6 protein-coding genes are annotated in these 12,857 nt (G+C 33.4%); all 6 read right to left on the bottom strand.

Going from position 1 to position 12,857, the window contains the following annotated elements:
• Positions 1-395: 395 nt before the first annotated feature.
• The 6 genes from ACFSAH_RS01015 to ACFSAH_RS00990 all read right to left on the bottom strand — a co-directional run bounded on the left by ACFSAH_RS01015 (position 396) and on the right by ACFSAH_RS00990 (position 12,817).
• Complete coding sequence (locus ACFSAH_RS01015; protein WP_379660820.1) at positions 396-1,988, bottom strand: beta-N-acetylhexosaminidase; 1,593 nt, start codon at positions 1,986-1,988, stop codon at positions 396-398.
• Between the two features lie 40 nt (positions 1,989-2,028).
• Entirely contained in the window at positions 2,029-5,508 is a 3,480-nt protein-coding gene (locus ACFSAH_RS01010; protein WP_379660819.1) for a carbohydrate binding domain-containing protein, read from the bottom strand.
• Between the two features lie 163 nt (positions 5,509-5,671).
• Positions 5,672-6,565 carry a DUF5017 domain-containing protein gene (locus tag ACFSAH_RS01005; protein WP_379660818.1) on the bottom strand — a complete coding sequence of 298 codons (894 nt, stop codon included), beginning with the start codon at positions 6,563-6,565 and terminating at the stop codon, positions 5,672-5,674.
• Between the two features lie 11 nt (positions 6,566-6,576).
• On the bottom strand, positions 6,577-8,145 hold the full coding sequence (locus ACFSAH_RS01000) for a RagB/SusD family nutrient uptake outer membrane protein (protein ID WP_379660817.1): 1,569 nt from the start codon (positions 8,143-8,145) through the stop codon (positions 6,577-6,579).
• Between the two features lie 11 nt (positions 8,146-8,156).
• Complete coding sequence (locus ACFSAH_RS00995; RefSeq protein ID WP_379660816.1) at positions 8,157-11,603, bottom strand: TonB-dependent receptor; 3,447 nt, start codon at positions 11,601-11,603, stop codon at positions 8,157-8,159.
• Between the two features lie 116 nt (positions 11,604-11,719).
• On the bottom strand, positions 11,720-12,817 hold the full coding sequence (locus ACFSAH_RS00990) for a FecR family protein (protein WP_379660815.1): 1,098 nt from the start codon (positions 12,815-12,817) through the stop codon (positions 11,720-11,722).
• Between the last annotated feature and the right edge of the window lie 40 nt (positions 12,818-12,857).

Below are 12,857 nucleotides of genomic sequence, written 5' to 3'. Positions count from 1 at the left end.
TATCGATGATTCCCAACTTGACTCCGCGTTTTATGATTTAGCAACACAAAACTGGAAATTTATTGGGAATCATTTTTTAACAGCCAAAAGTTTAAACAACTCCAACATAATTTATAATATTTAAATAAATACAACAAGACAAAACGTTTACGTAACCGTTAAAACAAAAACTTTTTTTATTTTAAATAATCACATCTAAATGAACATATTGCGATAAATAAATTTCTTTTTTTTCATAATTGGTTTTTTATAAAGGTTAATAATTCGCTACCAAAAAGCCATAAAAAAAGCTGTACATTTCGGTAACGTTACCGAAATGTACAGCTTTTTTTATTAATACCAAAATTATTTTATTTTTTTATTACTATGACCACTAGTTTCTAAACAAAACTAGCCTAATACTTAGGCTCCCCTGTCTTTTTTCTATCTTGGTAATTAAAATAATAAATTCCATTCTTTTCATAAAGAATAAAATCTTTTTTTATCCGATCACTAAAACTAATAAAGTCTTTATTGTTTTTTGCTGTCCAGGCACTTTCGGCTAATGCTGCCAACCTAGGAAACAACATGTAATCTAACCGATTCTCTGTTCTTATTCTTTCTGTCCACAAATTAGCCTGTATCCCCAATATATTATTTATTTTGGGAATCTCTATTCCATAATTATCCTGAGAAAATTTATATACATTTTCCACAGAGTTCAACGTAAACTTTTTGTAATCCGGACCATAGACCTGAAGACTGTCTTGCATATAATCAAAATACATGGGATACCTAGGACACATCACTATTGCCATTCCTCTAGCCAAAGCTATTTTTAACTGCTCTGGTCTATTGTGTCTCCACCAAAACAAAATGGTCTCATTAGCGGGAACATCTGCATTAGCAACTTCATCCCAGGCTAAAATCTTATTATCTAAACGTAATAATGAATCTGCAATCCGTTTGAAAAAATAGTTTTCTACTTCTTTTAAATCTTTCAATTTCTCACGTTTCATTAACTGCTTTACATCAACCAAGTCACTCCAACGTTCATTACCATAATGTACCTCATCTCCTCCAATATGTATTTTCTGAGATGGAAATAACACATCCACTTCTCTTAAAATATTGGTCAAATAAGTATAAACAGAATCTTTCCCTGGATTGAAAGTATACTCTGGGTGACTTTTACTTCCCCCTCCACTATATTCGGGATATGCTTTATTAGCAGCAGAAGCATGTCCAGGCATATCTATTTCCGGTATAATCTCAATAAACCTATCTTTTGCATAATTTACAATTTCCAAAATTTCTTGCTGTGTATAGTATTTTGCTTTGGCTAATTCATCGTGATAATTACCTATCCCTCCTATTCGGGAAAGTTTTGGATAGTTTTTAATATCAATTCTCCATCCATGCTGATCTGTTAAATGCCAATGAAATTTGTTTAACTTATAGTAAGCCATCCAATCCAGTATTTGTTTAACTTTTTTGGTTCCAAAAAAATGTCTGGATTCATCCAACATAAAACCTCTCCATTGGTATAGAGGGGTATCTACTATTTCCCAACCTTCTATCTCTACTATATTTCCAGTTTTCTTACCTGAATTTATGAGTTGCAACAATGTTTGTATACCATTAAAAATACCTTCGCTATTGTTACTTTCAATAACAATCTCTTTTTCTGTAACACTTAAATTATAAGCTCCTATAATAGGTACATCTTTCTTTTTATGTTTATTGAGTCGTAGGTTGATATTGTAGTACCTTTCCTTTTTCGTAATAGGAATACTTTTATTATAACGTACATGTATTTCTTTTTGCAAATAATTAGCCAATTGCTCTAAGCTTTCATTATTTACGGTTAAAACCGTATTATAATTTAAAGTAAAGACATTATTGTTTTTTTCTACCTGATTAGGTAAGGGTATTACCGGACAAATTAATTTTGCAAAAATATTGAGGTTAAACAAAAGAAATAAAGCTATTATACTTGTTATTTTCATGAGTAATGGAATTTCTATAATTTATGGATATATAATAATTTTATTGACTAACAGATTTACTTACAATAGTTTCCTGTTCGCGATCCAATTCCAATACATAAAGATTTCCTTGTATATTATTCACTAGGTGAAACGTAAATTCATTTTTCCCTTCTGAAATATGTACTTTTTGATTTAATAAAATTTTGCCTTCCAAATTTCTTAATTTTATAGTTCCTTTTCCCACTCCTGCTGTATTAGAGTAAATCACTGACAATTTTCCTTTTGATACAGACGATAGTAATTTTGAAGTGGTGTGTTTTTTATCTATATATACTGAAAGTACTTTAGGATATTCAGTAATACTCCCATCTATATCAACTTGTAAAAGTTTATAATAATTAATTCCCTCTTGAGGTTTAGAGTCTCTAAAAGAATAAGTATTTACATCCTTTTTTGTATTATTGTTCACTGGTATTTCTGCTACTTTATAAAATCCACTTATTCCTGAGGAACGATATATATAAAAGCTTTTATTATTGATTTCATTAACAGTTGACCATTTTAAAATAACTCCATTGTCTGTTTCCTGTTTCGCATAAAAATCTAGAAATTGAACAGGCATTGATGCCACGTTATCTGCATATATCAAATGCAGTTCCCCTAAAGAAATTTTCTCATTATCGTATTGTGTATTATTTTGTTTAGCAGGAATAAGAGTAAAAGAATTTAAAGTGGTATTTACCGGCATATTGTCACCACTATTGGGCAGTTCGGGCGAGCCATCAAGGGTTAATCTTTTGTTAGCTACCCAAAAATGTATTTTACCAGCACTAATATTATACTTCATTTCATTTCTGATGTATTCCTGTGCTAAATCAGAATTATTTGCATATACCTCTATAACATAATCTCCTCCATTTTGAAAATCTGTAGTAGAAATTACTTTATAATCGCTTCCTCCATTTTGTCTTACTCGTAGGTGAATTTGACCATCTGCTTTAAATAACCATTGAAATGCTCCAAATACTGTTGGTGTGGCTGTCCCCGAAATCCCTCCATTATTTGTAAAAACAGTAGTTCCCGTTGTATGATTTCCAATAATAAAGAAAATACCACCTGCAATTGTCCCTGCATCAGGTGTTTTATTTAATGTTAAGCGATATTTTGTCGCTAGTACAGAAGTTGCTTCATCTATTCCATAGAAAGACAATTTATTCACCGGAATTCCGGACTGAGCGATTGGGAATATGAGCTTCTTTTTATCGTTTTCAGTTTCTATCGAAAAGGTACCTGTTTGTATTTGCCCGCCTGCTTGTACTAATACATTTCCTGATTGTGCCCTAGGCATAAAACCCAAAGATGTTTGGCTTGTTATCGATTTACTATAAGCAGTAGAGGTTCCTGAATTTAATAAGTCACTTCTTCCTCCATAATAGTTAATATCTGTATTTTTAGCACCTTCTAGATTATAAACCCAATTTTTATCAACTTTATTTTTCCAAATACCTTGCTGTTCTGGTTCTTCTCCAGAACTTAAACGATACACTCCCGAAGCGACATCAGGAAGCTGTAGGCGCAATACACCATTATTAACATTCCCCTCTATATCTCCTTGTCTGCTTTTAGAGGGATTCCACCCTGTGGGCAAAACTATATCTATACTTTTTGTAGCATAATAGGGATTTGCTACCAGCAACAACAATTCGTTATTATACTCTATACATTTGATTGTAACATCTGAACTTGACGAAAGGATGACTTGCTTATCTACCCCATAAAGTATTGCTGGCACTAAGGAATCGATTTCTTTTGACATTTTTGAAACATCAGCCCATCTGGCATTAAAACTATCAATACTATAGGTTTCTGTCCCTCTTGGCCATTTGGTGTAAAAAAGATCGTAATAAGTATAGTAAACCAATCCTTTTGCCCCAGCAATTAGTGCTTGATAAGATTGATTTCTCATTTCTGCCAATGTAGGCGGTCTTTGCGCTCTATCCTTTTCATAGATAGCCCAATCCATTATTTGTGGTACTGACCACACTCCTTTTGACTGATGGGAAGCTTTAACGCTTGCATTATTTCTAACAGTACTCAGTGTTAAATTTGCTCTACCAATGGGATAGGGGTCTGCAGCAAAAACATCAGTTGTGTTATAGTATTTTTCAAACATGTTTGCTGACTCATAATAATGAACCTGAAATGCTGGATGATCTTTATCATTATCCTTAATATCATCATACATATTTTTGATTTTAGGTAGCCATTCCGGCAATAATTCATCTACAGTATACCATGACAAAAGAGCTGGTTTATTTTTCAACTTATTAATAAATTGCACAGCTGTTTGTCTTGGATTAGGGATATTTAAACTAGTTCCTTCATACATATCTTTTAGAGAATACACTACATTCAGATTATTGCTGTATGCCCGATCCAGAAAAGTTTCTGCCTTTGTATTATTTCCGTACCCATAAGAAAGAACGGTATTAAATCCTGCATTTTTTATCCTTTCCAAATGTTCCTGATCAGGCTCTCCTATATATAGCCCTAAAGGAAATATTCTCACACCATCTTTTACAGTAAAACCTTCCTTATCGATATAAACTTTCGGCATTGAGGTTACTACCTCAATTGCATATTCGTCCGAATAACTTAACGACTGATTATCAGATTTATACTCTATTTTAAAAATATAATCACCTGTATTTAATCCCAAACTACTAATATCAAAAGGCAAAGAAACCTCTTTAGTTTCTATATTAAATTGTTTATTCTCGGAATGAAGAGTACTTCTTTGATTGTTGAGCAAACTGAATTTAACCTCTCCTGTTTTCCCTATTTCATTGGGTGTAGGTGTCATTCTGCAATTAGTAATAATTGGCGATTGGTCTCCTTTTACCATCATTCCTCTATAATTGGGTGTAACTAGAAATGATTGAAATAAAGGATTTTCTTCTTTAGCAATAAATGCAGAATCGAACCAAGCTTCGCCTACTACATTAGGCATAAGCCCAAATCCAATTGAAACAGAAACAGCATTAATTGGTACTGTATATATCCCTCCTATTTCTTTCCAATCAAATGTACCTGATCCACTAGAAGCTGGATAGATCCCATTGATAAAATTGCCGTCAACATCATAGCTTTGGATATACACCCTGGCTCCATAATTATCTTTAGCTGCGGCACTCGCATCTAAGGCTTGTCCTTTTACTTTTATCCCAAAATAAATAGTTTCGCCTGGGCCAACAATTAATGATTGGGTTACTCTTGTGGGGTTTACCTGATTATTTGTATTTTTAAAATAGATACTCTTTGTTCCCTGATATACATTTTGAGTAGAAACTTGTGCATAAGCTGCTGGAATTATCCATTTATCTGTCCCTTCTTCAAAATCGGAGTTCAATAGTAGGTTTTCTCTCAAATTTATATTTTGGAATAAGTCACTTTGAATAGCATTGGCTATATTACACATCAACATCAGTAACAAAGTGAATACCGAATATTTTATATTGTATTTATTAAAATTCATCATAGTTGCAATTAATAGTTTTTTGCACCATCAAGTTATTCTTGATTTTTTGACATACACTTTCTAGAAAGAACTTTCATTTCTAAAAATCAGAATGAAAGTTCTTTTATACTTTTTAAATAGAATTAAGCTTTTATTATAATGAAATACCACGATGGATGCTTCATTAGTTTTCGGGTACGATATTTAAAGTTATTTCTTTTAACACTTCTCTATTACCGTATATATTGGAATTTGCTGCTCTAAATACCACTTTATAAATTCCCGGTTCTGCGTATATATGTGACCATTCTTTTATAGGGCCACTTAAGCTTTTTATAGGTGTACCTTTATCTGGCTTTAATGATGCTAAACTAATAGATTTGGTAATTACCCAATCTTCATTAGAATCCTCATTTGCATTTGCTCCAATAAATAATTGGCTACCGGATATAGTCCATTTACGATTTTCTCCTAAAATATTACATTGAACCCACCCTGCCTCATTCAAAGTAGGAATGAGAGGATACTCCAAACCTTTACTATCTAAAGTTTTTAATTCAAATTCTTTAATCCAACAAGATTTCTGGGAAGCTGTCGGACTCCCAACACCAATATATTTAAAAGCTATATTCACTAATGGTTTCTCTATAAAGTCACTCAGATCTATTACACCAGAAGAAACATCTGTTCCTGTTGATATTACCGCTCTGTCTGTAATATCTATCCATTTTGCTTTATAAATTCCCTCTTTAGTTACCGTTCCATTAAAATCGCCAGAAATCAACAATCGTAATGAATCTGCTGGTTTACCATATTTCACTGTTGAAACAAAGGCAAGCTTCGGTTTCGCACCTTCTATTTGTGTTCTTTCCCGATAATCATAATTAGCTCCTATTTCCCCCGAGTAAAAAGTTATGTAATCTGCATAACCTTCAACATTAAATATTACTGTTTCGCCTGCTTTGTAGGTATTTGATGCTGTGGTTATCTCAAAAACAGGGGTTTCTACTTCAATTTCATTGGAACATGAAACTAAAGTAAGGGCATATAATGCAATTATAAATCTTATATTTTTCATATTCTTTAGGGTTAATATCCTGGATTTTGTGTCAACATTTTATTTAGCGACATATCGTTCAAAGGGATAGGTAACAATGTATGTTTACTTCTATCAAAATTAGCATAGCTCAATGCTACGTAATTGTATGTAGCACTTTCGGTAGCCAAAACCTCTCTTTTCATATCATTTAATACAAACTCTATATCATTCCATCTGATCAAATCGTACTTGCGCAGAGCTTCAAAACAAAGTTCTCTGGAACGTTCATCTTTCAACTCTAACAAAAATGTGGTGTAATCCATATTTTGTAAATCCACTGTATTGCTTATAGTATTTACATCCAACCCATAAGCTCTTCTTCTAACTTTATTAATGGCATCATAAGCATCATTAGTAGGGCCGTTATTAATTTCGTTGTCTGCTTCTGCAAACATTAATAAAACATCAGAAAACCTCAAAATCGGAAAATTTATAGGGGTGTTCTGAGACCTTTTCGGTTTAGCCTCTTCTTCTGCTCTCCTCCATTTACCGGGATAACGTCTAGATAACTGTGTAGTTGAAAATAATATTTCATTACCATTAGCATCATAATAAAACGGTGATATAGCTCTGTCTCTTCTTAAATCTCCTGTCTTATATAACTTATATAGTTTTGCGGTAGTACCTATAAAGCCATAGGCAGTACCTATTTTATCACTGGTTGATCTTATTCCAATCCAAGAGCCTATCTGTCCATGCTCCCAGGTTCCTTTTAAGGAAAACTCTACTTCAAAAATGCTTTCTCCTATATCATATTGGTCTTTGGCATATTTAATGAATACATCCTCGTAAGAAGTACTTAATTTATGTTTGGTTTCTATATCATCCATTACCTTTTTAGCCCAAAATCTAACATCCTCATACTTGGCTTTATTTTTAAGCGGATAACCTGCCCAATATAAATAAACCCTCGCCAGTATGCCTCTTACAGCAGATTTACTTACTCTTCCACCAAAACCAAGTTTAGCTGCACTTGGCACCAAAGCCTCTGCTTCAATCATATCTTTGGTAATCTGCTCATAAACCTGAGCACTCGAACTACGTGGAATCGAATTCCCTTCTACTGATTCTGTTGTTTTCAATATCAGCGGAACATCTCCCCAATTCATCACTAACAAGAAATAATAATACGCTCTTAAAAATAATGCCTGACCTTTTATTTCTTTTCTTGTGGTTTCATCCATAACAGGCTTATCCACATTCTCTAGTACTAAATTAGCTCTGGAGATCCCGTTGTATAAAGCGGTCCATGTACTTAAAACCTCTGCGTCTGATGAAGTAAAATCATAAAATTGTGGTCCTGTCTTTCTGCTTGTACTATAGAAAAAACCTTCATCTGCTTCTGTTGCATAACGTGTTGCAAAACTATAACCATAAGTAGCACCTTTGCTTAATGCATCATATGTTGCCGTCAGACCTGCATCAAGCTGAGCCTCGGTCTGGAAAAAGGTTTGAGGAGATAACTTATCCAAAGGTTTTGTATCCAAAAAATTTTCACAAGAGGAAAAAGAGACTATAAACAACAGCCCTGATAAATATTTATTTATTATTTTTTTCATGTCTAACAATTTTAGAATTTAGCATTAAGACCAAAAACTATAGATTTTGCCATTGGATAGGCTGAATAGTCAAAACCCGGTGTTAATGCCGAATTTCTGGTTGAGACTTCAGGATCCATACCTGAATAATTTGTCCAAGTAAGAAGGTTTTGAGCTGTAACATTTATCCTTAAATCACTCAGAGATGCCTTTTTTACTATTTTTTCAGGAAGCTTATAAAAAAATGAAACCGTTTTTAATCGCAAAAAAGAGCCATCTTCTATAACTCTGGAAGAATATGCACCTATAGGGCCATGTCCACCTGATCTATACAGAGTATTATTTTGGTTTTCAGGAGTCCATCTGTTTGCATAAGTTGCAAACTGGTTTAATAAAGGCCTGAATAATCCATTACCTTCCATTACCAATCTATTGGCATTAAGTATATCGTTACCATAAGACCATTGCAATAAAGCACTTACAGAGAAACTACCATAGGAAAAAGTATTGTTAAATCCTCCAATATGTTTTGGGCTTGGGTTTCCTATAATTGTTAAATCGTTACTATTAACAACCAAATCCCCATTGATATCCCTGTACTTAACGTCTCCGGGTTGTATAGCATCAGCATTATTACCATTTGTTGTAACAGTGGGTTTTAGCTTATATACTCCAGGATAAATTTCGTTAAAATCAGTATATTGATAATTTCCGTCCCATATATATCCATAGTATAATGCTGCGGGATATCCCACTTTTGCAATATAAGGACTACCCGAATAGTTGGTTTCCCAGCTAATTTTTGTTTGTAAATTATCTTCTCCCTCTACTAAAGACAATATCTTATTTTTGTTAAAGGATATATTAAAATTACTTTCCCATTGAAATTTACCTGTATTAATATTTACCGTATTCAAAGAAATTTCTAATCCTTTATTTTCTACACTCCCTATATTTCGATACGCATTAATAAACCCCGTACTACGTGGAAGATTAGCTAATAGTAATAAGTCCTTTGTTACTTTGCGATATAAGTCAACAGTAACATTTATTTTGTTTTTAAGAAAACCCACATCCAGTCCCAGATTAGTCTGTTCTGTTGATTCCCATTTTAAAGAAGAGTTCCCTATATTGGTTACTACAACAGCTTTAGATGGGTCCGCATCATTGAAGGAATATCCACCATCGTATTCAGAATAAATTAAACCAGGAAATTTATCAAAATCTCCAACTCTATTGTTACCTGTTACGCCATACCCTACCCGCAGTTTAGCTTCTGAAACAGATGATACATTTTTTAAAAAACTCTCTTCTTTTACTTTCCATGCAAAGGAAGTTGATGGAAAATATCCCCATCTATTTTTACCTAAAAATTTAGAAGACCCATCAGCTCTAAAAGAAGCCGTAAACAAGTACTTCCCTTTATAGGAATAATTAATTCTTGATAAAAAAGAAGCTAATCTATTATAACTTTCTGATGAACTATTCCTGTATGGATCTCCAGATGTAAGAGAACTGAACTCTAACTCTTCTACGGGTATATGGTCTGCCTCAAAACCAAAAGACTCGCTACTTCGTTCCTGCATGGTAAAACCAGCCAACACATCAATAATATGAACTTTGTTTATCCTCTTTTTATAATTAAGGGTATTTTCATTTAACCACCCTGAATAGTTTCTATTTATTACTCCACCATAAGTACCTCTTATATTACTAGAATTTTTAGGTGTAGCTCTGTAGGTTTGGGAATTATAAAAATATTTATACTGATTGTTTCGACTATTTGTTCCTCCCGTTATTTTAAGATTAAGCCCATTAATAATCTCATAATTAACATAAGCATTCAGATTAATGTCTGTATATTTATTTCCATAAATTTCATTTTTCAAGCTTATTACCGGATTAATCATCAAGTTTAAACCTTCTGTTTCGGGATCGACCAAAAGATCTTCTAAATCTATATTAGAAGCAGTTACCGGTCTATACCCCCATGCTCTATATAATGTATAACTTGTTGCTGAAGATGTTGGCCCAGTATTTAAAGGGGTACCTGTCGCATTAGAGTTTGCTAAACCAATAGAAATACCGGTTTTGAGTTTTTTGTTAATAGTCTGATCAAGAGAGGCTCTTCCTTGATATCTTTTGTTACCTGAATTGATAACAATTCCTTCTTGATTATATAATGTGGACGAAATTGAATATTTAGTATTTACATTACCTCCCCGTAAGGATAAGTTATGTATTTGTAGTGGAGCTGTCCTGAATAAACTATTCTGTAAATCTAGGGTTGGAGCTCCGATATAATCCTCCAGCTTCTTCCCTTTATCTTCCAAATAATATTTCTTAGCCAAAGCAGGATAAATCTCATCTTGATATTTCACAAAATCGTAAGCTCCCATTAATTCCATTTTATTGATTGCTTTCTGAATACCCACAGAAACATTATATTCTATGACAGGCTTTCCTACAACCCCTCTTTTGGTTTCAATAACAATTACCCCATTTGCTCCTCTGGATCCATATATTGCTGTAGCAGAAGCATCTTTTAAAACAGAAATAGAAGCTATATCATTTGGACTTAGAGCCGAACTCGAAAAATCCTCCATTGGAAATCCGTCTATTACATACAAAGGCTCATTACTTTGTGTTAGTGAGTTTCCTCCTCTAATAACAATACTGGCATTTTGTCCTGGTTGTCCATCATTATTAGCAACGGAAACTCCCGAAACTCTACCTGCCAATGCCTGATCAAAGTTAACTACCGGCGCTTTTGCCATTTCTTTTACGTCAACAGTAGCAACTGCCCCAGTCAAATCTTTTTTATCCACGGTTCCATAACCTACCACTACAACCTGATTTAATGCTTGGCTAGCCTCTTTTAATATGATATTTAAACTTGTTTTTCCATTAATATCTACCTCCTGACTTTCAAAACCTACAAAAGAAAACATGAGAATATTATCTCCATCTGAAACTATGGAGAAGTTACCACTAGCACTAGTTACTGCTGTTTTCTTTCCATTTTTTGTCTTCACAAAAACACCCGCTAAAGGTGTCCCTTGTACATCAACAACTTTTCCTTTTATAGGTGGTGCAAGAACCGGAGTTATAACAAGTAATGGTTTTTCTTTGATGACGACTGTTTTATCTTTAACAATAAAATCAACCGCCTGACCTTTGAAACATTTATCAAGAGCCTCTAATAATTCTATATTATTTACTTCCAGACTTACAAGCGAAGACTTCTCTATAATTTCTGTAGAGTAAAGAAATCTATAGCCTGTTTGCTGTTTTAGGCTATTTAAAACATCTTTCACTTTTGCATTATTTACGTTTAAACTCACTTTTTGCGAATAAACCGATGCACTTACTGAAAGAAAACTCATTAATAAAATAAAGAATGCTATTTTCATGACCAACATGAATTTGTACAGTCCTTTAGGAATTAGCCTAAAGCCTGTAAACACATTTAATTTCATATATTTGAAATGTTTGGATTTAAGTTTTTAATTAGTTTCTCGAAAAAATTATTAATAACGTTCAAACAAAGCCGGAGGTGTTGCGAGCACTTTCGGCCTTATTATTTTAGTCTATATCATTGCATAACAATAATCCTCCTTCCTTCTATTTTAAAATGAACCGTATTAGTTAATTCTAACATTTCTAACACCTTAGAAACATCTTCATATCTGGATATAGAACCCGCCAATCTTTTATCCACAAATCTCTCATCAAAAACTACCTCCACATTATACCAACGTGAAAGTTTCCGCATAATACTGGAAACGTTTTCATCACTAAATTGAAAAACACCATTTTTCCAGGCTATGGCTTCTTCCGCCAATACATCAGATACCGATACTTTTCCATTTGGATGAAGGTTTAGCTGCTGACTAGGTTTTAGTAAATAGCTTTTACGGAAAGCATCTATTTTTACGGCCCCTTCCAGTAGCGTTGTTACTTGGTTAGGCTCATCATGATAAGCATTAACATTGAAGTGTGTTCCTAAAACCTCTATCAGTTGTCCCGTAGTCTTTACCTTAAAAGGCCTTCTGGAGTCTTTTACCACCTCAAAATAAACCTCGCCCGTGATTTCGACTAAACGCTCATTTTTCCCGAAATTTGAAGGAAACTTTATAGATGAGGTTGCATTTAGCCATGCTTTGGTACCATCTGTCAGCTCAATTTGGTATTGTCCTCCCTTGGGGGTCTCAAGAACACTAAAAAGATTTTCTTTTGATTCTTTTGCTTTATAAATCAGTTCTCCGTCCTTATTTTTATATAGATTGACATGTCCAATAGCTATCCTTTCTCCATTAGTTAATTCATTGAGATCAATTTCTGTACCGTCTGAAAAAGATAACTTAGCAGCACTAGAACCAGGAACAATGACAATTTCTTGTGATTTAAAGTTATATTTAACAACAAACGTATAGATGGCAGAAAAAGAAACCATCAATGCTAACGCAGCTGCTACAAAAGGAATATATTTTATTTTTCGAATCTTTTTTGATTCTTCCAGATCTAATTTATTCCAGATATGTTGTTCTAAAAACTGATAATTAATTTCATCTGAAATAGCTTCTTTGGATACTTGCTGATTATACCAAGTTTCTAAAATTTGCTTTTCTTCATCACTACACTCTCCTCGAAGATATTTATGAACCAATTTCTTGATTTTTTCGTTTTCCATATCTATATAGCCTGTGCTTTTTAGATATGTAGGTTAACGA

Origin of the sequence: Pseudopedobacter beijingensis (assembly GCF_042678145.1) — a bacterium.
Lineage (GTDB): Bacteria > Bacteroidota > Bacteroidia > Sphingobacteriales > Sphingobacteriaceae > Pseudopedobacter > Pseudopedobacter beijingensis.
The sequence above is the reverse complement of the archived record's forward strand: the minus strand, read 5'-3'. Positions and strand labels throughout refer to the sequence as shown.

What these genes read in the sequence shown, in the direction of transcription:
- ACFSAH_RS01010 (WP_379660819.1), bottom strand. Translation starts at nt 5,508, where the DNA reads ATGATGAATTTTAATAAATACAATATAAAATATTCGGTATTCACTTTG.
- ACFSAH_RS01015 (WP_379660820.1), bottom strand. Translation starts at nt 1,988, where the DNA reads ATGAAAATAACAAGTATAATAGCTTTATTTCTTTTGTTTAACCTCAAT.
- ACFSAH_RS00990 (WP_379660815.1), bottom strand. Translation starts at nt 12,817, where the DNA reads ATGGAAAACGAAAAAATCAAGAAATTGGTTCATAAATATCTTCGAGGA.
- ACFSAH_RS00995 (WP_379660816.1), bottom strand. Translation starts at nt 11,603, where the DNA reads ATGAAATTAAATGTGTTTACAGGCTTTAGGCTAATTCCTAAAGGACTG.
- ACFSAH_RS01000 (WP_379660817.1), bottom strand. Translation starts at nt 8,145, where the DNA reads ATGAAAAAAATAATAAATAAATATTTATCAGGGCTGTTGTTTATAGTC.
- ACFSAH_RS01005 (WP_379660818.1), bottom strand. Translation starts at nt 6,565, where the DNA reads ATGAAAAATATAAGATTTATAATTGCATTATATGCCCTTACTTTAGTT.